Source organism: Streptomyces sp. NPDC054932 (genome assembly GCF_053610205.1).
Window position 1 is genome coordinate 1 of sequence record NZ_JBSGXU010000062.1, and the last position, 18,404, is coordinate 18,404.

Below are 18,404 nucleotides of genomic sequence, written 5' to 3' on the forward strand. Positions count from 1 at the left end.
GGCGGGTTGTCGCCCCCGGGGGCGGGCCGGCGGGGGGGGCGCGCGGCCGCGCCCCCCCCCGCCCGGCGCGCCCCCCCCCCCGCCCCCCCCCCGCCGGCCAGCACTGCCGCGATGCCCAGCGTGGTCGCCACACGAAGAAGAGTCGTACGCATCGTTACATACCTCCTGATTGGTGGATCTTTTCCCTTACATCCCTAACATGCGGTCAGGTGTTATGAGAAGAAATGCCCAAATTCGGCGTGCCGTCCAGAGACTTCGCCTGACGGTGCGCGCGGGTCGCAGGTCGACGGCCCACCGGACCTGCTCCCCACCGAGACGGCCGGCGTCCCAGGGGGCTGCGGTGGGGCTCGTGTCGGGAGTGTGGCCCTCGGCCCGGAGCCAGGATCGGCCGTGGCCATTCGGTGAAGTCGTCGGACCGGGGAGCTCCCGTGGGAAGTGCCGCTCCAGAATCGCCGCGCAGTGGTGCAGCCCGACAAGGCGTACGTGTGAGCTCCGGCCCGTGCCCGGGACCCTGCCAAGGAATTCCCTGCTCGGCTTGCGGTCACGGGCCGGAGCCATACGGACCGGCAAAGTCTTCGATCGGGTGAGGGCGTGACGAGTGGGGCTGTCGCGCCCTGCCTGCGGGGGATGACTGCTGACCGGCGGGATGAACTCGGTCCTGACAGGAGCCAGTGCGATGCGGATGAGTGATGGGACATGGCGGGAACGTGCTCGAGGTACTGATGGCCGATCACCGAGAGGCCGAGGAGATGTTCGCACGGCTCCAGGCCCCGCACCCGACGCCGTCCATGGTGCATCTGGGAAGCCGCAACAGGTGATCACGGTCGGCGTCGAAGAGGAGTACTTGCTGGTGGATCCAGCGACCGGGCTGTCGGCGCCCTTGGTCGAGGACGTCCGCCGTACGGCCGGGCTCGGACCCCTCGCTGAGGATGCTGAGGTCCAGCACGAGCTGCTGCAGGCCCAGATCGAGGTGGCCACTCCCGTGTGCAGGACGCTGAACGAGGTGGGGGGGCATCTGCTGCGGCTGCGCCATGCGGTCGCCTCGGCGGCAGAGGCGAGCGGCTGCCGGATCGCCGCCACGGGTGCGGCGCCGCTGCGAGGGCCTCTGCCCGTGCCAGTGACTCCGACGCAGCGCTACTTGAAGATGGAAGGGGAGGCCCGGCAACTGGTTGACGAGCAGCTGATCTGTGGGACGCACGTCCACGTGGCGATTCCCGATCCGGAGATGGGCGTCGCGGTGATGAACCGGATCCGGGGCTGGCTGCCGACGCTGCTGGCCATGTCTGCCAACTCGCCCCTGTGGGACGGGCGGGACACAGGGTTCGCCAGCTGGCGCACCATCGTCTTCGGTCGCTGGCCGGTGACCGGTCCGCCGCCCCTTTTCGATGGCTTCTCCGATTATGAGCGGCGCCTGGAAGGCATGGTGGCGTCCGGAGCGATCGCTGACAGGGGGCAGGTGTAGTGGCAGGCGCGGCTGTCCGACCGCTACCCCACCATCGAGGTGCGGTGTCTGGACGTTCAACTCCGCCCCGATGAAGCCGTCATGTTTGCCGGACTTGTCCGTGCACTGGTTGCCACGGCGATCACGGAGGAACAAGCGGGCACGCCACCGGGCGTGAGCCGGCCGGAGCTGCTGCAGGCCGGCACCTGGTATGCGGCCCGGCACGGTCTGAACAGCACCCTGGTGGATCCACGCGGCCGCCCGCACAGCAGCGGCGACGTGCTGTGCTCCCTCCTGCACTACATCACGCCGGCCCTGGAGGGCGCCGGTGATCTGCGTGAGGTCAGCGCCCTCGTCCACCGCCTCCTGCAGGAAGGCACACCCGCCGACCGCCAGCGCCGCGCCTTGACCGAAGGCGGATTTCCCGGGCTGATCGGACTGATCACCGAGGCGACCACCTGTGACTGAAGCCGAGGCATTGCGTCATTCCCCGGGTACACCGCACCACGTTCTCTGCGATGTCACGATGTCACCGTATGGGAACGCCGCTGATCGCCCTCGCGGAATGTTTATGCATTTGTCGCCGTACGCACCCCCTGTATCTCCTTCCAACGTACGCTGGGGACCGCGCCGCTCGTCGTGCCGCGCTTGCCGCAGAAGAGGACGCCCATCGCCATGCGCCATCAGCCGCATCCGGATCCAGCCGGCGGGGCGAGCTTCCGGACCACCGAGGTGGACGTCGCCCGTGACTGGCTGAAAGCGGCGTACGGAACGAGCCTGCGCATGAAGAATCCTGCCCCGCACAGCTCTTTCCGGTATACCCGCACAGCCGCCGGTCCCGTGTCGCTCAGCACCCTGTCCTTGCCGACGGACTACGCCTACGCCACCGGTCCCCTGGGGGCGGTGGCCATCACGCACGTGGTCGGCGGCCGCATGGCCCGGGAGTGCGCGGACGACGTCACCGAAGCCGGGCCAGGCGACGTCCTGGCGATCTCGCAGCCACACCTCCCCTACGCGGGACGCGTGCACGGGGCCGAGCTGCGCGCCGTCACGGTACCGCTCGCCCTGCTGGAACAGCTCGCGGGCCGTGTGCCCGGAGGGACCGCCCGCCCGCTGCGCTTAACCCGCTTCACTCCGGTCTCCGAGGCCTTGGCCGCCCATTGGAAGAGGACCGTCGCCTACGTCGAGGAGAGCGTCCTGGCCCTGCCCGTGGCGAGCGAACCCCTGGTGATGGATGCCGCCGCCAGGATGCTCGCCGCGGCCGTCCTCGTCGCCTTTCCCAGTAACGCGCGCCCCGAGCCCGTACTCGCGGACACCCGGGACGCGACGCCGGAGACCGTCCGCCGGGCGATCGCCTTCATCGAGGCGGAGCCGGATGCCGAAATCGGCCTCGCCGAGATGGCGACAGCCGCCGGTGTCACCCCAAGGGCCCTCCAGTACGCCTTCCGCCGCCATCTCGGGACGACTCCGACGGCCTACCTGCGCCGCGTACGGCTCGGTCTGGCCCACGCCGACCTGGTCGCAGCGGATCCCTCGCGCGACACAGTCACGGCGATCGCCGGTCGGTGGGGCTTCCACCACCAGGGACGCTTCTCCGCCGTCTACCGTGCCGCATACGGGGGCCATCCCCGGAGCACGCTGGCCGAGCCCTGAGCAGGACCCCCGGTCGGCAGCCCTATGTGTCCGCCCCGCCGCCCGCCGGCGCCGTCCCGGGCCGGACGACCCGCAGATGGTTCCCACGGGTGGCGACAGCGAAGCCCGCCTCGCGCAGAATCACCGCGAGGGCAGTCTGGAGCGCCTTGTGAAGGCCGGCCAGAGAGGTGAAGCGGGAGAGGTCCTCCTCGTGGCCATGGACCTGAACGGTCGGCCGCAGCACCTCACGGGCGACCCAGCCCACCATGACCCCCTCCGGGGCCGTCCACACGCGCAGACCGTCGCCCCACTCCGACGTCGTGTCGAACCCGGCTCGGGTCAGGACGTACCGCACCTGCTCGCAGTCGTTGGTGGTTCCGTCCTCGGGGGGCTCGGCGGCACGTGTGGTCGGTGTGGGTGGCATACGCCTACTTCAGCGACCCGGCGACGCCGCCGAAAGCCGCTGCGCGAAGAGATCCGCACACGACGATCCGAATAACGAAGCAGGCAACACATGCGATTGGCTGGGTACCGGCGCGTTCGGCCGGGTGTGTCTGGTCGACCCGGCCGAGGCGAGCTCGTGCAGTGGCCGAGCTGGGCCTGCACCGCCAGGCCGTCGAGGACGCGGTTCAGGCGCGTCAGCGTCCGAAGCGGGAGCGCTTACTGACGCTTTCGGGTTGTCGTCGGGTAGTGACGGTTGATGATCCCTGCGGTATGCCGGTGAGGTGAGGTGTCCGGAGGGTGGGGCCTGACTGCTGAGCGGCGGGCGTTTCGTGAGGGGATCCGGCTTCAGGCCCGGCGAGAGGTTCGCGGCGGGTGAGAAGACCGACTTGTTGCGTTCCATCATGCGCAGGGCCGCCCCGGCGAGCTTGGGGTCGATGTAAGCGACCGCGTCGGCAAGATGTAGGCGTCGAGGCCGAGTAGAGCACGCACTGCTCGGCCACCTGGCCGCACAGGACGACTTGCTCGGCGTCGCCGCGGCCCAGCAGGTAGGTCAAGGCGTTTCGCAGAACGCCGAGTGATGAAATCCAGCAGGTCCGAGTGTTTGCCGGCGAGGGCCGCCTGGACGATCTTGCCGTGGTGGGAGCGCCGCTGGCCGAAGTTGCTGTTCACGGAGATCACGGATGACCCGTCGGTCCGCGCCCGGTGCAGGAGCGCGCGTATGCCAGGAAGACAGGTGCGCACGGACTCGACGAACGATCACGATGAGAGCCGTACGGGCCATGGTGATCGCTTCTCCCTGAACTCGGCGGCTGCCCGGACCCAGGCACGCCAACCCTGAGGGCACGCCGACGCACGCCGCCTTGGTCTCACCGGGGGGTGGGGGCGGAAGACCCTGCCCACCTGCCCACCGTGACCGCCGCCGGGAGCCCCTCAGCTCGACTTGTCCCGGCAGGTGTCTGTCGGTGAGTCGGCAGGGCGCGAACCGGACCGGTTCAGGTGCTGCGGAACCCAGGTGTGGTGTCGAAGGATCATGCGTGTCGAGGCGCGGGACGGTGTCAGCCGCATCGCCGTGTTCCGCAGGGTGACAGCCAGTGGATGGGAGAGCTGCTGGCCCATGCGCCCGGCTTGTCGAGCAGCCCGCGCGACGGCTTGGCTGCGCGGCCGGCGCTCGGCGTCGTAGCGGGCGAGCGCTGCCTCGACGGTGGGTCCGGTACTGAGGGCAGCGGCCAGGGTGACCGCGTCCTCCAGCGCCTGGCAGGCGCCCTGTCCGAGGTGGGGGGTCATCGCGTGTGCCGCGTCGCCGAGCAGCGCGATCCGTCCGACCCTGTACGAGGGGAGCGGTGTGCGGAGTTCGTTGACATCGTGGTGCAGAACGGCTTCGGGCCGGGTCGCGTCGAGCAGGGCGGGGATGGGGTCGTGCCAGGTGTCGAACCGACGGCGCAGTTCGGCCAGTGGGTCGGCGAATCGCGTTTCGGCAGGGAGGCTGAGGACGGCGTGCCACTCGGCCCGCCCGTCCAGGAAGGCGATGTGCCCGAACTCCGCGCCTCGGCCCCAGGTCAGCTCGAAGTCGGTGCGCAGGTCGACCGCGTGCTCGGTGATGGCGCGCAGCACCGTCGAGCCGCTGTAGCTCGGGCCGGGATGGTCCGGGAAGAGACTGCGGCGGACCTTGCTGCCGATACCGTCGGCCGCCACCACCAGATCCGCGTCCAGGACCGTGCCGCCGCAGCCGACTTGAACCGTTCCGGTGCCGACCTGCTCGACCGAGGTCGCCTCGGAGCCGATCAGCAGTGATTCGGCGGGCAGGGAGTCGCGAAGCAGTCGGTGCAGGGTGGAGCGAGGGATGCCCGTGATCGGCGTGCCCACCGCCTTCTCCAACACCATGCCGTCCATCCGGGCCAGCCAACCACCCCGGGGCGTGCGAGTTCCGCCGCTGTACTGGGCTCGCGATGCATTTCGCACCGCCTCCCCGACGCCGAGTTCGTCCAGTGCTCGCAGGCCGTTGGCGGCCAGTGAGATGCCCGCCCCCGCGTCCTCGAGCCCGGATGCGCGCTCGACCACTGTCACGTCCCACCCGATGCGGCGCAGGCCGATCGCGGCGGCAAGCCCGCCGATGCCCCCGCCGACCACCACTGCCGTGCTGCCCATGCCGAAGCCCCGATTCTTCTACAGATGTAGAAGAAGATCCTATCTGAAGCTCTACAGGTGTAGAAAGGGGTATGGCTTCAGATCGGCGCACCCTCCTCGCGGACTCGGCTATCGACGTACTCGCCGACGAGGGAATCCGCGGCCTGACCCACCGCGCAGTCGACCGCAAAGCCGCCATGCCGCCCGGCACCACCTCGGCCTACTACCGCACCCGAGCCGCACTGCTCACCGCACTGGTCACACGCCTGGTCCAACTCGACCAAGCGGAACTGCAAACGATGCCCGAGGAACTACCGCCCCTGCGCACCGTCGAGGACCTGGTGAACGGCATGGCACTGCTCACCCTGCAGCGACTCACCGGCGAGGGCCGCCGCCGCTCCCTCGCCCGCTACGCCTGCGCTGTCGAGAGCGTGCGCGACCCGGAGCTACGCGAGATCCTCCTGCCCCGCAAGAACGCCGGCCGCGAGGCCGTCCGGCTGTTCCTCGCCACGCACGGAGTAACGGACGTCGAGAGCCGCACTCACATCCTGCTGACCTGCATCGACGGACTGGTCTTCGACCGGCTGGTGAGCGGCGGCGGCGACGTACCGCGCGAGGCCCTCGAAGGACTGGTCGCCGCCGCCCTGCGTTAGGTTCCCGCTCGACGTCGACGAGAGCCACCACGATGGCATCCCGAGAGCGGTTCGCCATCAGCCGGCTCCAGTACCTCTACCTGCGTTCCGAGCCCGGCCACATGTCCTGCCAGGCCGTTCAGCGCCGGGCCCGTCAAAGGGGAACCCGGCCGGCGAGTCGTCCTAGTTCGAGGCCTGCGGCCACACGTACAAATTGCCGCTGACCGACACGTCCGTCGTTGCTCCTCCGCTCATGTGGTCGATCAGCGCCATGGCGACCGCGCCGTCGGTGGTCACCGCGCACACGGCGGCACCGACGGTGAAGCCTCGCTCCTTGGTGTCCCGCCGTTCGAACAGGGGCAGCGCGGCGAAGCCGGTGCCCGCAGCCGCCTTGCAGGCCTCGGCGGAGCGGGGAGCACCTGCCCGCAGGAGACCCACCCGGGTATTCGGTAGAGCCCGCAGCACGTAGTCCCCGATCCCCGTGCAGGTGTCCGGCCAGTACAGCAGTTCGGCGCCGCCAGGGTTCGCCACTGCCCCGTTGTCTTCCCGCTCGACGCGGCTATCGCCGGTGTCGAGGTCCACCAGCTGCTGCTCGTGCTGCGTGCACGGGGCGGGCGCCAGACCCCATGTCGCCTTGCGCGCCGGGCCGTGTCCGTCCGGGGGCGTGAGGTCGGTGCCGGCCGATGGTGTGGTGCTTCCGCTCGGGCCGGGAGTCGCAGTTGGGCCGGCGGTCAAGGTCGGGCTCGGAGCGGGAGGCGCTGGGTCCGTAGGGGGCGGTGTGGGGACGGCCGTCTGCGAACCGGTGGCGGGGGCTGCTCCGTCCTCGGCCAGGGCCATGACCGTGTCCCTGCCTGGCGAGGTGACGTGCTGGAGTCAGCGTGTTCGCTGCCGCGGTTCGTGCAGTGGGCACCGTTGGCCGCCGCCGGTCTGGCTGGGTGCCCAGGTGGCGAACTGCGGGCGCGGCGTGGTGGTCTGCTCGTTCATGCTGCTGCCTGCCTTTCTGCCGGTGCGGAGGCGTGGGTGCGGGCGGCGCGCCGCAGCTCGACGCCGCCGGCCCGCCAGGCGGCGGGGGCCGCCCGGTGGGGGTGGGTGCACAGGGTCCCGGAGAGGATGATCGGCCGGCGCCGCAGCGCGGTCGTACCGGCCCCGGCAGGGGCATGTTCGGCGTAGGTCTGCTGCCACGCGCTTTGGAACGCGATCAGGTCCTCGGGGAAGCGGAACGGTGGTCTCACGCCTCAAGCGAAACACCCGTTCGATCTATTCGATGAGTGTTCCACGCCGGTCATCGGCCGTACGTCTTGTACGAAGCGCGATACGTGTCACTTTTGCCGCCTGGACCGCACCACAGACCCCACGCCGACGGGCCGCCGCGTGCCACCCCGCCCCCCTCCCGGGCGACAGCGCCCCCGCGGACTTCGTGGCCGCCCGCCTCGCCTCAGCCCCCACCCGCTACCGCGCCGTCGCCACCCTCCGGGCCACCGCGGAACAGATCCGCACCCGGACCCGCGGCCTCGGCACCCGCGTACGCCCCGTCGACGCCACCACCTGCCGGGTCGACGCCTCGGACGACTCCCTTGCCTGCGGCGCCCAAACCCTGGCCGTACTCCCGGCCGTGTACACCCTGGACGCGGACGACGCGGTCCTGGCACACCTCAGGGCCGCCGCCCAGCGCCTCGTCCAGGCCGCCTCTGCGGACGGCGCTTCCTGTGGCGACTGGAAGGTAGGACACCTCAGGGGCGTCCCGCGGCGAGGCGGTGTTCGTGGACGCGCAGCTGCAGGGCGGCGAGGTCCAGCAGGGGAGTGGGCACCCCCAGCGTGCGGGCGCGGACGGTGAGGTCGGTCAGGACGTGGTCGGCCTCCGTCGGCGCTCCGGCGACGAGGTCGCGGTACAGGGACGGGGTGAGCGGGGAGCCGGGAGTCGTGAGGGTCGAGGTGGTGAAGGCGAGCTCGGCCGCGGTCAGCGGGTGGCCCGCGGCCTGCGCCACCGTCGCGGCTTCGGAGATCAGGGCCGCCCCCAGGGCGGACCCGCCCGGAACGGCGTTCACCTCCCCGACCGTGCCGCGCATCAGGCAGGTCAGGGAGACCAGGGTGGAGATGAAGACCCACTTGTGCCACATGGCCGCGAGGATGTCCTCGGTCGCGGGCGAGTCGATGCCGGCGCCGGCCAGGACAGTACGGATCGAGTCCACCCGGGCCGACGGCCGGGCGTCGAGCTCGCCCGTCAGGATGACCGCGGGCGGAGCCATGCGGAGGATGTCGCCGTCCTCGCTCAGCGTGGTGACCACCTTCGCGACCCCGCCCAGGACCGCTCCTTCCCCCAGGCGCGCGACGAGCGGGTCGAGGTGGGCGACCCCGTTGAGAAGGGGGACGACGGCGGTCCCGGGGCCGACGGCCGGTTCGATGTCCGCCAGGGCGGCGTGCAGGGCGGTCGCCTTCACGGAGAGCAGGACCAGGTCGTACGGTCCGCCCACGGAGTCGGCCGTCACCAGATCCGGTGTGAGGTGGAGTTCCTCCCCCTGCCCGGCCACGCGCAGGCCGCGGGCCGCGAGGGCCTTCGCGCGGGCGGGCCGGACCAGGAAGGTGACGTCCTGGCCCGCTGTCGCGAGCCGGGCGCCGAAGAAGCCGCCGACGGCGCCGGCGCCGACCGTGAGGATCCTCATGAGGGGTGCCTTTCGAGGGGAGGGGCCGGAGGCAGAGGTGATGCGGGAGCGGGGAGCAGCGAGCAGGGGAGCGAGGCCGTCGCGGGGGAGAGGGGCGCGGTCGGTCAGGTCCGGCCCGCACCGAGGGGGCTGTCCGCGACGGCGGTCCGCCGGGAGCGCGGGGCGTACCGGGAGACCGCCACCCCGGCCAGGCAGAGCACGCCGCCCAGAAGGGTCAGCCAGGCGGGCACCTCGCCCAGCAGGGCCCAGCTCAGCAACACGACGATGGCCGGGACGGCGTACGTGGTCGCGCCCAGCTTGCCGGCGGGCATGCGTGCCAGGGCGTAGGTCCAGGTGGTGAAGGCAAGGGCGGTCGGGACCACGCCCAGGTAGACCATGTTGAGGGTCGCGGACACCGGCGCCTCGGGAATCTCCGCGAGCAGCCTGCCCGTGAAGGGCAGGCAGGCCACGGCTCCGATCAGGCAGGCGTAGGTGGTGACCTGCAGTGGTGTGGCGTGGGAGAGCGCGGGCTTCTGGGCGATGACGCCCGTCGCGTAGGCCACTGCCGCGAGCAGGCACAGGACGACCCCGAGCACCGAGGTGGATCCACCCTCCCCGGACGACATGGACAGGCCCACGACCACCGCTCCGGCGAAGGAGACGGCCATGCCCACGAGCAGCCGCGGGGGCAGGGCCTCGCCGAGGAGGCGGGCCGCGAGGAGCGCCATGAGGATCGGCCCGGTGTTCACGAGCAGCGATGCCGTACCCGCGTCGACCAGGCGCTCGCCCCAGTTGAGCGCGATCGTGTAGCCGCAGAACCACACCACACCGGACACCACGATCCCGCGCCAGGCCTCGCGGGGCGGCAGCCCCTGGCGGCGTACCAGGACCAGGACGACCAGGACGAGCGAAGCGGCCAGCAGCCGTCCGAGGGCCAGGGCGCCGGGCGAGTACGCGGCCCCGGCGCTGCGGATGGAAACGAAGGCGGAGGCCCAGGCGAACACCGTGAAGGTGACGGCGCCGACCGTGAGGACGCCGGGCGGGATCGGACTCGAGCGGAACGTCATGACCCCCACCCTACGACCGCAACATTTCGGTGTCGACCGAATTAATGGCCTGGGTCAGCTCCACGCCTCCAGCGTGATCCCCAACAGCTCGCCGAAGGCCCGCTCCCCGGCATCGGTCACCTCGAGGGCCCGCCCGCCGCCCGCCGGGCGCACCACCCATTTCTCCTCCGACGCCCGCGCGCACAGGCGCGCCCCGGCGAGGCCGCCCAGGTGGCGGCGCCGCTCGGTCCAGTCCAGGCAGGAACTCGCCAGCCGCCTGCGCCCTTCGCCGGCGAGGCTGATGCCCGTCTCGGCGCACCAGAGCCGGCCGGCCTCCGTCAGTTCGAACACGTCCTCCGTGCGCAGCAGCCCGCGCCGCGCCATCGCGTCGGTCACGGCCATGCCGAGCCGTCCGGCGAAGTGGTCGTAGCAGGTCCGGGCGCGGGCCAGCGGGTCCGGTGCGGCGACCACCGGCACGGCGTGCGCCGCGTCCCGGTCCGGAATCGCGTGCGAGGCGAGCTCGTCGACCAGGCGCGCGGTCGCCCCGTCGGCGATGCGCACGTAGCTGTGGCGGCCCTGACGCTCGGTCACGCAGATCCCCGCGTCGAGCAGCCGGGTCAGGTGGCCGCTGATGGTGGAGGGTGCCACCGAGGTGATCCTGGCCAGTTCGCCCGCGGTCCAGGCGCGCCCCTCGAGCAGCGTCATGCAGATCGCGGCCCGCGTTTCGTCGGCCAGGGCGGCGGCGAAGGCGGCCAGGAGGGCCGCGGGGGCCGGTCCGCCCACGGACGCCGACCCGGGATGCATCTCGTTCATACGTCCAGGATGCCCCATGATTTCGGTAAACAGCGAATAATCCGTAGGGACTGCGGGCGCGCATCCACCACCACCGCCGACAGGGCGGGGCAGGGCAGGGCAGGGCCGTGGAGGCCCTCTGTCGCGACCGGGGCGTCCCCGGCCACACTGGGTGCCCCGGGGCGAAACGCCCCGTCAAGGGGAGGCGGTGGGGCGTTGTCGTCGGATGACCCTACGGAGCAGCAGGCTCCGGTCGTACGGCCAGAGGTGTGGGAGACATACGGGCCGGCCGACCTCAGCGCCGTTCCGGTATTCGCCGGAGGGTTCATCAACTTCGGCTACTGGAAGGCAGTCGATCTCGAACGGCCGCTGTCGCAGGACGACAGGATCCGCAGCGCGCAGGACCTCTACCGGCACGTCCTCGACGCGGCGGCCCCCGGGGGCGGCCGGGTCGTGGAGATCGGCTGCGGTCTCGGCCGCGGGTGTGCGCTCGCACTTGAGGAGTACGCTCCCGCCGCCGTCACCGGCGTGGACATCCATCCCCAGCAGCTCCAGCGGGCCCGTGCAGCCCACTCCCCGCTCCTCGAATCACGGCCGGACCGGCTGCGCTTCGTGCTCGGGGCCGCGGAGAACCTGCCGTTCGGCGACGCGGAGTTCGACTGCCTCTACAGCGTCGAGGCCGCCCAGCACTTCCCGGACCTGTCCGCGTTCGCCCGGGAGACCGCAAGGGTCCTGCGCCCCGGCGGGCGGGTCGCGGTCACCAGCTTCTTCAGCGTGGAGGGGGCGCCCGAGCCCGCGGAACGACTCGCGGCGCTGCTCGAGTCCTTCGCCGGCGGCCTGGACATCGCCCGGCCCGTGTCCCGGCTCGCCGATGCCCTCGCCGAAGCCGGTTTCGCCGACGTCCGGGTGTCCTCGATCGGCCCGCAGGTCTGGCCGGGCCTGGACCGCTGGCTCGCCCGCCTCCTGGCGCCGGGCACCTGGCCGCGGAACTTCCTGGCCGCCTGGGAGCAGCAGATCCTGGACTACTACCTCGTGACCGCCGCCCGCCCCTGTCAGTGACCCCGCCTATTCTTCCGGCATGTCAGTGAACATCGATCTTGCTTTTACCGTCACCGGGGTCGCCGACGAGCCGCAGGCCTGGGAGATCGTCCGCGCCCTGCAGGAGCTGATGCACGAGGAGGACATCGCCAACCAGGTCACCATCGGCGTGGCCGTGGACGACGACGGCTCGCACTTCGTCTCCGGCGACTCCGACTTCCCGCTCGGCATCTCCCGCTTCTACCTGTGGCAGCCGCACTTCGAGCGGGTCTTCGGGTCCACGGTCGCCGCGGTGGCGGCGGGAGCCGCACCGGAGATCCGCTGGGGTTACCCCGACGAGGAGTACTGAGAGGTACGCCCTCAGCCGGGCGGCAGCGGGGGAGCCGGCGGCAGCGTCCAGCGGATCGCCCGGGTCACGGCGTGGCCACCGGCGCGCGCCGCGAAGGACGGTATCCGGGCGGCCGCGGGCACCTCGTCGGCCACGGCCGCCCTCGCCCACGGCGGCAGCAGATCCACCGCTGCCGCCGCCAGCAGCGCGTACGGCAACCGGGCGGCACCCGGCAGCGGGGGGTCCGTCAGCAGGAACCGCGCGGTGTCCCGGGAGGCGGCCGTCGGCCGCAGACCGGGGCGGTAGCGCGCCATCCGCAGAGCCAGCTCGTGCACGTTCTCCGGCGGCCGGTCCGCACCCAGGGCGCGGGCGACGCGCGCCGTGTCGACGAGGTACGCATCGCAGCCCGCGGGGTCCAACGGGCGCCTGCCGTACCGTTGGTGGGCCCGCAGGAAGCAGTCCACCTCGGCGATGTGCACCCAGGTCAGCAGCTCCGGGTCATCGGCCCGGTACGGCACGCCGTCGGCGGTCCGGCCCCGGACGCGTGCGTGCACCTCCCGTACGCGGGCCACGGCTGTCTCGGCGTCGGCGCTGGTGCCGAAGGTGGTCACCGCCAGGAAGGTACTGGTCCGGTTCAGCCGCCCCCACGGGTCGCCCCGGTACCCCGAGTGCGCGGCCACGGCGGCCATCGCGAGGGGGTGCAGGGACTGGAGCAGCAGGGCTGCCAGCCCGCCGACGAACATCGACGCGTCCCCGTGCACCCGCCGCACCGGCCGCTCCGGAGCGAACCACCGAGGTCCGGGCGTCGTGTGGATCCGCGCCCTGTTCCGCGGCCCGTCCGGCCCGGCGACGCGCAGGAACACCGCATCACCGGCCTGCCGCCTGATCCGCTGGACCGCCGTCGTCGCCCTGTCCATGCGCCCAGTATGTGCTGCGGTTGGTTCGACGTACCGCCGTACGACCACCACGGCGCCTGCGCCGGGGGGAAAACCGAGGACGGCGGCCGCGCCGCACCGCAGGCGCCGGGCCACGCGTCCGGCCTGCGTCTTCGGCCCGATCCGGACTCTCCCCGCCATACCCCGGCGGCGGTCCGGGGCGCGCGGCTACGCTCCGAAGATGGAACGCGCAGAGGTACTCAAGCGAGTCATCGGCATCCTCACCGACGCCCAGGACATCCGCCGGGCCGCCGAGGCGGGGCAGTACGGCGAGGCGGGGGTGAACGGCGCGGCAGGGGAGGACGGCGACGGCCCGGAGCCGGCGGCCGGTGTGGCCACACTGCTCCTGAACGAAATGCTGCCGTCGATCAGGGTGCCGGCCGACGCGTCCCCGCAGGAGGTGGCGTCCCTGGTGGCGGAGGCGCTCGGACCGGCCCTGCACACGATGGTCTCCGGCTTCAGCCTGGCCTTCACCAGCCTCGCGATGGTGCACGACAGCGGGCGGACGGACGTCTCCTCGATCGAGGTCCTGCAGGAGCTCGCCCTGGAAATCGAGGCAGGGACCTACGACGAGGGCCCGTAGGACCTCGCCGCAGCTCCCTGCCCCGCCCTGCACCGGCGCCGTACGGCAGGAGTCGTTACTCCGCGTCGTCGTCGCCCGTACGGGTCATCTTCCGCTCCTGCAGCTGCCTCAGTTCCTCCGGGCTCTTGCCGCTGACCCGCTTGCTGGCCTCCGGGTGCACCGGGTCCGGGCCGGGGTGTTCCTGCGCCTGCTCCTCACGGCCCTTACCCGGCTTCTGACGCTTGCTCTCCATACCGCTCATGGCTGCCGCTCCCTCGCAGATCTCTCATGGACAGGGAATCCGGACACCCTCCGCTTACCCGCGAACGGCCCGGTCACCCTCCTCGCAGACCCATCCTGAAGCGATCGGACCCCGGCGGCCACGCGATGAGTCATCCGGCCCAGCAACGGGAAGGCGCCCCGCATGCCGGAAACGATCAGCAGCCTCGCCACCCGTGTCGCACGCAGCCGCCGCGAGCCGGTCGCCGTCCAGGCTCTGCGTTCCACCGCAGCGGCCGTGATCAGCTACGTCGTCGCCCTCCGCCTGAGCAGTGAGCCTATTCCGCTGACCGCCCCGCTGACCGCGCTGCTCGTCGTCCAGGTCACCCTGTACTCCACGCTGACCACCAGCATCCGCCGGGTGAACTCGGTGGTCGTCGGCGTACTGATCGCGATCGGCTTCAGCGCGCTGGTGGGTCTGACCTGGTGGAGCCTCGGACTGCTGATCCTGGCCTCCCTGGTCGTCGGGCACCTGGTGCGCGTCGACGAGTTCGTCCCCGAAGTCGCGATCAGTGCCATGCTCGTCCTCGGAGTCACCCAGGTCACGGACACCGCCTGGGACCGCGTCCTGGAAACGATCATCGGCGCGGTGGTCGGTCTGCTGGTCAACCTGCTCCTGGCACCACCCCTCTGGGTCGGCCCCGCGGGCGCCGCGATCACCGACCTCGCCCGGCGCATGAGCCGACTGCTCGACCACCTCGGTGAGGACCCCTCAGGACCGACCAGGGTCGAACAGGCCGCCGCCCGCCTGCACGAGGCACGCCGCCTCGACAACGACATCGCCCAGGTCGACGCCGCCCTCCGGCAGGCCGAGGACAGCCTCAGGCTCAATCCGCGGGTGAAGGAGGGGCTGCTCTTCCGGCTGGTGCTGCGCACCGGACTGGACACCCTGGAGATCTGCGCGGTGGTGCTCCGCGTGGCCTGCCGGACCCTGACCGACCTGGCCAGGGCGCGCCCCGACGGTCCGCTCTTCGATCCCGGGACCGCGGCCGCGCTCCAGCAGGTGCTGCGCCACACGGCCGTCGCGGTGGAGAGCTTCGCCCAGCTGATCACCGCGCAGGTCAGCGCCAACGCGGAAGAGGCGGAGGCCCGCCTGACGGGGGAGCTCGCCGTCGCCAGGGCGCACCGCGACCGGCTCGCCGTCCTGCTGCTGGCCTCCGCCCGCGAGGATCCGGCGCACTGGCAGCTGCGCGGCGCGCTGCTCAGCGAGATCGACCGGGTCCTCGACGAGCTGGGCGTCGACAAACGCTCCCAGCGCCTGCTCGAAGAACTCGACCAGCACACCCGTACCCGGCACAGGCGCTGGATGCCGCAGAAATGGCGCCGGAGGCAGGGCGCGTGAGCGAAGGTGGGGGACATGGTGCATGTACTGGGCAGCAGGATCCTGCTGCGCCCCACGGACCCGGAACGCTCGCGCGCCTTCTACGGAGACACCCTGGGTCTCGCCGTCCACCGCGAGTTCGGCACCGGCCCCGAGCGCGGCACGGTCTACTTCCTCGGCGGTGGCTTCCTCGAGGTGTCGGGTCGCGCGGCGGAACCGCCCGTGCCGGGGCTGCGGCTGTGGCTCCAGGTCGGGGACGTACAGGCGGCGTACGAGGAACTGCGCGGCCGCGGCGCGGAGGTGCTGCGGCCTCCGCAACGCGAACCCTGGGGCCTGATCGAGATGTGGATCGCCGACCCCGACGGCGTGCGGATCGCGGTGGTGGAGGTGCCGGCGGACCACCCGCTGCGCTTTCGTCCCTGACCAGGGCCCGGTCCGCCCGGACGCCCTCTAGCGGGCGCTGCCGAGGTCGCGGTCGGATTCGGAGCCCTCGAGCAGCAGGGTGGTCTCCTCGATCCGGCGGAACCGGCCGTCGGGCGCGAACTCGCCGAACAGGTAGACCTCCATGTGGACCGTCGAGCCGTCCGTCTTCGTGATGTGGACGGTGTGCCGGTCCGCGTACGCACTGCCCTCGCACACCTCGTCGTGGACCTCGATGCGACCGTCGGCGACGACGGTGCGCAGGTGGGTGATGTGTTCGATGAACTCCGCCCGGTCGGCCCACTGCCCGTCCGTGCGCTGGCGGTAGTCCGGGGCGAAGTGGCGGTCGGCGGCCTCCTCCACGGTGATGTCGCGGTTGAAGACCAGGTCGGTGAGGGCGGCCGTGATGTCGGTGAGAGTCATGGGACTGGACTGCCTTTCGGGAAAGGGACGCGACGCGGGAGTGATGCGTGCGTCGCGCACGCACTTCCCTCACGGTAACAGCGATGCGTGCGCTGCGCACGCTATTCTTTTCGTGTGGACAACGAGATCGGGCACGAGATCGCAGACGCGCTGGGCATCCTGCTCAAGCGCACGACCCGCACGCACCTGCACCAGCGCCTCACGGACGGCATGGGCGAAGCCGTGGACGAACTGACCTATCCCGTACTCAGCGCCCTGGCCCGGAGCGGCCCCCGCAGTGCGGCCGACCTGGCGCACGACGCAGGGGTCGACCGCTCGGGCGTCACCCGTCGAGCCTCCCGCCTGGAGGCCGCCGGCCTCGTCCGCCGCGAGCCGGACCCCGGCGACCGGCGCGCACACCTCCTCGTCCTCACCGAGGAGGGCAGGCGCGTCGTGGCGGAGCTGCGGGCACGCCTGGCCGCCCACATCACGACGAGCCTGTCCTCGTGGCCCCCGGGCGAGGCCGAGGCATTCGCCCGCCAGCTCCGCCGGTTCACGACCGAAGGCCCCTTCGCCTGAGGCCCGTTGCGGGACGGGCCGGGACCCCCGGCCATTGATGCGTGTGGCCGACCATGATGGGTGTGGGAGTCCTCGGGCCGCCGGACACCCGGGTCGGCGGCAAGCCGGTGCCGGTCGGACGGCGACAGCAGCGGACCGTGCCGGGAATCCTCCCCGCGGCCAGGGCGCGCAGCGTCCCCATCGACCGCCTCGTCGAGGCGCTCCGGGCGGAGGAACCGCCTGCCGGGCCCCGTACGTGGGGGCGACCCTGCCGAGCGGTGCGTACTACCGGAACCTCCTGCCGTCCGGCTCGGCGAGGAGGAACTGGTCACCGGAGCACGCGTCTTCGACCTCGGCGGACCCGAGGGGGCCTCTTCGCCGCGGAGTCCGGGCTCGAGATCCGGGACCCCGCCGCGGGGGCCCGTCCCGGGACGCTCGCCGTCGGCCGCCGATCCGGCGCCGGTGGAGGGAGGGCCGCCGACCCTCCAGGGCCCTGAAGCCCGTCACCGGTATCGGTCTCCACCCGGACCACGCTTGGGCGAAGCCTGCCGAAGCGTGCCCTGTCCGCTCGCCGGGCCGGTCAGCCGTGCGCCGCGGACAGGAGGACATCCACGAGCCGGTCCGCGGCGTCCGGCCTTCCGTACGCCCTTGCCCGCTCCGCCATCGCCGACCGCCGCACGGGGTCGGTCAGCAGCGGGCCGAGGGCGTCCCCGAGGGTCTGCGCCGTGACCTCGCCGAGCAGCGCGACCGCCGCTCCCGCGTCGGCCAGGTGCTGGGCGTTGTGCGCCTGCTCGTTCCCCGCCGAACTGGCCAGCGGTACGAACACGGCCGGCTTGCCCAGCGCCGTCAGCTCGGCCAGCGTGCCCGCCCCGCTCCGGGACACGACGACATCGGCCAGCGCGAGGACGTCCGGCAGCTCCGGACCGACGAACCCGGTGAGGTGGTAGCGGCGGGCGAGGGCCGGGTCCAGGCCCATGGCGTGGCGCTTCAGCTCCTCGACATTGGCCGGACCGCACTGGTGGACCACGTTCGCGTGGCTCAGCAGCCAGGGCAGCAGATCCCGGACGACACCGTTGATCTGCTGCGCACCCTGCGCCCCGCCGGTGACGTAGACCGTCGGCAGCCTCCGGTCGAAGCCGTGCAGGGCCAGGGCCTCAACGGCCTTGTCCGGGTGGCCGGTCAGCACCTCCGGCCGCACCGGGTTCCCCGTGACGACCGCCCGGTCGCGTACGTCGGCCGGCAGCAGCGCCAGCGACGACTCGGAGGACACGGCGATCCGCGTCGCCGAACCCGCCAGCTTCCGGTTGGCCAGACCCAGCCGGACCGTCTGTTCGTGCAGGACCAGCGGACGCCGGCACAGCCGCGCGGCCAGCCCGGCCGGCACCGCGACGTACCCGCCCGTCGCCAGCACGACATCCGGCTCGAACTCGGAGACGATCGCCCGTGCCTGCGCCACCCCGAGCGGCACCCGCGCCATGTCCTTCACGTTCGCGGCCGACAGCATCTTGAGGGGATTCGACGAGCGGCGGATCTTCCCCGTCGTCACCGTCCGGAACGCGATGCCCTCCGCCGGGGCGACACGCGCCTCCAGCCCGTCCGCCGTACCGATCCACAGGACGTCCAGCCTGCCGCCGGTCGCCGCGAGCCTGCCCTGCAGGGTACGGATCGCCGTCAGGGCCGGGTAAGTGTGACCACCGGTTCCTCCGCCCGTCACGAGCAGCCGGAAGGAACCAGGGAGCGAGGAAGTGTCCATCCGGGCACCCTACTGTCCGGGCCGCGCGAAGGCGGCGGGGGAGTGCCCCGGACCGGCC

General features: G+C 72.0%; 19 protein-coding genes and 2 pseudogenes. 10 read left to right on the plus strand and 11 right to left on the minus strand.

Features of this window, described 5'->3' with window-relative positions; all coding sequences use genetic code 11:
- The first annotated feature begins 814 nt into the window (after positions 1-814).
- Positions 815-1,909: pseudogene (locus ACWGE1_RS18700) on the plus strand (carboxylate-amine ligase).
- Positions 1,910-2,281: 372 nt separating this feature from the next.
- Positions 2,282-3,094: a helix-turn-helix domain-containing protein gene (locus ACWGE1_RS18705; RefSeq protein ID WP_453421591.1), complete on the plus strand. Its 813-nt coding sequence runs from the start codon at positions 2,282-2,284 to the stop codon at positions 3,092-3,094.
- 22 nt (positions 3,095-3,116) lie between these two features.
- On the opposite strand, the gene ACWGE1_RS18710 is transcribed toward ACWGE1_RS18705, so the two are convergent.
- A complete protein-coding gene (locus ACWGE1_RS18710; RefSeq protein WP_453421592.1) occupies positions 3,117-3,497 on the minus strand; it encodes a hypothetical protein in 381 nt (126 codons plus the stop codon).
- A 306-nt stretch (positions 3,498-3,803) separates the two neighbouring features.
- Between ACWGE1_RS18710 and ACWGE1_RS18715 the strand changes: the two are divergent.
- Positions 3,804-3,924 (plus strand): annotated as a pseudogene (locus ACWGE1_RS18715) (IS630 family transposase); the annotation flags it as partial.
- Between the two features lie 523 nt (positions 3,925-4,447).
- On the opposite strand, the gene ACWGE1_RS18720 reads toward ACWGE1_RS18715, so the two are convergent.
- On the minus strand, positions 4,448-5,662 hold the full coding sequence (locus ACWGE1_RS18720) for an FAD-dependent monooxygenase (protein WP_453421593.1): 1,215 nt from the start codon (positions 5,660-5,662) through the stop codon (positions 4,448-4,450).
- Between the two features lie 71 nt (positions 5,663-5,733).
- On the opposite strand from ACWGE1_RS18720, the gene ACWGE1_RS18725 reads away from it, so the two are divergent.
- The gene (locus ACWGE1_RS18725; RefSeq protein WP_453421594.1) at positions 5,734-6,294 is read left to right on the plus strand and encodes a TetR/AcrR family transcriptional regulator; all 561 of its coding nucleotides are present in this window, start codon (positions 5,734-5,736) and stop codon (positions 6,292-6,294) included.
- A 162-nt stretch (positions 6,295-6,456) separates the two neighbouring features.
- On the opposite strand, the gene ACWGE1_RS18730 is transcribed toward ACWGE1_RS18725, so the two are convergent.
- From ACWGE1_RS18730 to ACWGE1_RS18750, 5 genes are all read right to left on the minus strand, one after another.
- The gene (locus ACWGE1_RS18730; protein WP_453421595.1) at positions 6,457-6,855 is read right to left on the minus strand and encodes a hypothetical protein; all 399 of its coding nucleotides are present in this window, start codon (positions 6,853-6,855) and stop codon (positions 6,457-6,459) included.
- Between the two features lie 398 nt (positions 6,856-7,253).
- The gene (locus tag ACWGE1_RS18735) at positions 7,254-7,505 is read right to left on the minus strand and encodes a hypothetical protein (protein ID WP_453421596.1); all 252 of its coding nucleotides are present in this window, start codon (positions 7,503-7,505) and stop codon (positions 7,254-7,256) included.
- Positions 7,506-8,003: 498 nt separating this feature from the next.
- Positions 8,004-8,933, minus strand: a complete 930-nt coding sequence (locus ACWGE1_RS18740) for a 2-dehydropantoate 2-reductase (protein WP_453421597.1) — start codon at positions 8,931-8,933, stop codon at positions 8,004-8,006.
- 104 nt (positions 8,934-9,037) lie between these two features.
- Entirely contained in the window at positions 9,038-9,979 is a 942-nt protein-coding gene (locus tag ACWGE1_RS18745; protein WP_453421598.1) for a DMT family transporter, read from the minus strand.
- 54 nt (positions 9,980-10,033) lie between these two features.
- A complete protein-coding gene (locus ACWGE1_RS18750; RefSeq protein WP_453421599.1) occupies positions 10,034-10,771 on the minus strand; it encodes an ArsR/SmtB family transcription factor in 738 nt (245 codons plus the stop codon).
- Positions 10,772-10,966: 195 nt separating this feature from the next.
- On the opposite strand from ACWGE1_RS18750, the gene ACWGE1_RS18755 reads away from it, so the two are divergent.
- The gene (locus tag ACWGE1_RS18755) at positions 10,967-11,809 is read left to right on the plus strand and encodes a class I SAM-dependent methyltransferase (RefSeq protein WP_453421600.1); all 843 of its coding nucleotides are present in this window, start codon (positions 10,967-10,969) and stop codon (positions 11,807-11,809) included.
- Positions 11,810-11,828: 19 nt separating this feature from the next.
- Positions 11,829-12,137: a hypothetical protein gene (locus ACWGE1_RS18760; RefSeq protein ID WP_453421601.1), complete on the plus strand. Its 309-nt coding sequence runs from the start codon at positions 11,829-11,831 to the stop codon at positions 12,135-12,137.
- A gap of 11 nt (positions 12,138-12,148) precedes the next feature.
- Here ACWGE1_RS18760 and ACWGE1_RS18765 read toward each other — a convergent pair whose 3' ends face one another.
- Complete coding sequence (locus tag ACWGE1_RS18765; protein WP_453421602.1) at positions 12,149-13,033, minus strand: oxygenase MpaB family protein; 885 nt, start codon at positions 13,031-13,033, stop codon at positions 12,149-12,151.
- A 199-nt stretch (positions 13,034-13,232) separates the two neighbouring features.
- On the opposite strand from ACWGE1_RS18765, the gene ACWGE1_RS18770 reads away from it, so the two are divergent.
- Positions 13,233-13,634: a hypothetical protein gene (locus ACWGE1_RS18770; protein WP_453421603.1), complete on the plus strand. Its 402-nt coding sequence runs from the start codon at positions 13,233-13,235 to the stop codon at positions 13,632-13,634.
- A gap of 55 nt (positions 13,635-13,689) precedes the next feature.
- Here the strand turns inward: ACWGE1_RS18770 and ACWGE1_RS18775 are convergent, their stop codons facing one another.
- On the minus strand, positions 13,690-13,875 hold the full coding sequence (locus ACWGE1_RS18775) for a hypothetical protein (RefSeq protein ID WP_453421604.1): 186 nt from the start codon (positions 13,873-13,875) through the stop codon (positions 13,690-13,692).
- 162 nt (positions 13,876-14,037) lie between these two features.
- On the opposite strand from ACWGE1_RS18775, the gene ACWGE1_RS18780 reads away from it, so the two are divergent.
- Both ACWGE1_RS18780 and ACWGE1_RS18785 read left to right on the plus strand, forming a co-directional pair.
- Positions 14,038-15,234: an FUSC family protein gene (locus ACWGE1_RS18780; protein WP_453421605.1), complete on the plus strand. Its 1,197-nt coding sequence runs from the start codon at positions 14,038-14,040 to the stop codon at positions 15,232-15,234.
- A gap of 15 nt (positions 15,235-15,249) precedes the next feature.
- Positions 15,250-15,636 carry a VOC family protein gene (locus ACWGE1_RS18785; protein WP_453421606.1) on the plus strand — a complete coding sequence of 129 codons (387 nt, stop codon included), beginning with the start codon at positions 15,250-15,252 and terminating at the stop codon, positions 15,634-15,636.
- 27 nt (positions 15,637-15,663) lie between these two features.
- On the opposite strand, the gene ACWGE1_RS18790 is transcribed toward ACWGE1_RS18785, so the two are convergent.
- The gene (locus tag ACWGE1_RS18790; RefSeq protein WP_453421607.1) at positions 15,664-16,056 is read right to left on the minus strand and encodes a nuclear transport factor 2 family protein; all 393 of its coding nucleotides are present in this window, start codon (positions 16,054-16,056) and stop codon (positions 15,664-15,666) included.
- Between the two features lie 114 nt (positions 16,057-16,170).
- Here ACWGE1_RS18790 and ACWGE1_RS18795 point away from each other — a divergent pair, with 114 nt between their 5' ends.
- Positions 16,171-16,614 carry a MarR family winged helix-turn-helix transcriptional regulator gene (locus ACWGE1_RS18795; protein ID WP_453421608.1) on the plus strand — a complete coding sequence of 148 codons (444 nt, stop codon included), beginning with the start codon at positions 16,171-16,173 and terminating at the stop codon, positions 16,612-16,614.
- Positions 16,615-17,173: 559 nt separating this feature from the next.
- Here the strand turns inward: ACWGE1_RS18795 and ACWGE1_RS18800 are convergent.
- Positions 17,174-18,346, minus strand: coding sequence for a UDP-N-acetylglucosamine--N-acetylmuramyl-(pentapeptide) pyrophosphoryl-undecaprenol N-acetylglucosamine transferase (locus tag ACWGE1_RS18800; protein ID WP_453421609.1), 1,173 nt, complete (start codon positions 18,344-18,346; stop codon positions 17,174-17,176).
- Positions 18,347-18,404 lie beyond the last annotated feature (58 nt).

Bases quoted from the DNA above. Each gene is read 5' to 3' on its own strand.
- ACWGE1_RS18785 (WP_453421606.1), top strand. From the start codon at position 15,250: ATGGTGCATGTACTGGGCAGCAGGATCCTGCTGCGCCCCACGGACCCG.
- ACWGE1_RS18740 (WP_453421597.1), bottom strand. From the start codon at position 8,933: ATGAGGATCCTCACGGTCGGCGCCGGCGCCGTCGGCGGCTTCTTCGGC.
- ACWGE1_RS18790 (WP_453421607.1), bottom strand. From the start codon at position 16,056: ATGACTCTCACCGACATCACGGCCGCCCTCACCGACCTGGTCTTCAAC.
- ACWGE1_RS18780 (WP_453421605.1), top strand. From the start codon at position 14,038: ATGCCGGAAACGATCAGCAGCCTCGCCACCCGTGTCGCACGCAGCCGC.
- ACWGE1_RS18720 (WP_453421593.1), bottom strand. From the start codon at position 5,662: ATGGGCAGCACGGCAGTGGTGGTCGGCGGGGGCATCGGCGGGCTTGCC.
- ACWGE1_RS18765 (WP_453421602.1), bottom strand. From the start codon at position 13,033: ATGGACAGGGCGACGACGGCGGTCCAGCGGATCAGGCGGCAGGCCGGT.
- ACWGE1_RS18725 (WP_453421594.1), top strand. From the start codon at position 5,734: ATGGCTTCAGATCGGCGCACCCTCCTCGCGGACTCGGCTATCGACGTA.
- ACWGE1_RS18770 (WP_453421603.1), top strand. From the start codon at position 13,233: ATGGAACGCGCAGAGGTACTCAAGCGAGTCATCGGCATCCTCACCGAC.
- ACWGE1_RS18800 (WP_453421609.1), bottom strand. From the start codon at position 18,346: ATGGACACTTCCTCGCTCCCTGGTTCCTTCCGGCTGCTCGTGACGGGC.
- ACWGE1_RS18775 (WP_453421604.1), bottom strand. From the start codon at position 13,875: ATGAGCGGTATGGAGAGCAAGCGTCAGAAGCCGGGTAAGGGCCGTGAG.
- ACWGE1_RS18750 (WP_453421599.1), bottom strand. From the start codon at position 10,771: ATGAACGAGATGCATCCCGGGTCGGCGTCCGTGGGCGGACCGGCCCCC.
- ACWGE1_RS18710 (WP_453421592.1), bottom strand. From the start codon at position 3,497: ATGCCACCCACACCGACCACACGTGCCGCCGAGCCCCCCGAGGACGGA.
- ACWGE1_RS18760 (WP_453421601.1), top strand. From the start codon at position 11,829: ATGTCAGTGAACATCGATCTTGCTTTTACCGTCACCGGGGTCGCCGAC.
- ACWGE1_RS18745 (WP_453421598.1), bottom strand. From the start codon at position 9,979: ATGACGTTCCGCTCGAGTCCGATCCCGCCCGGCGTCCTCACGGTCGGC.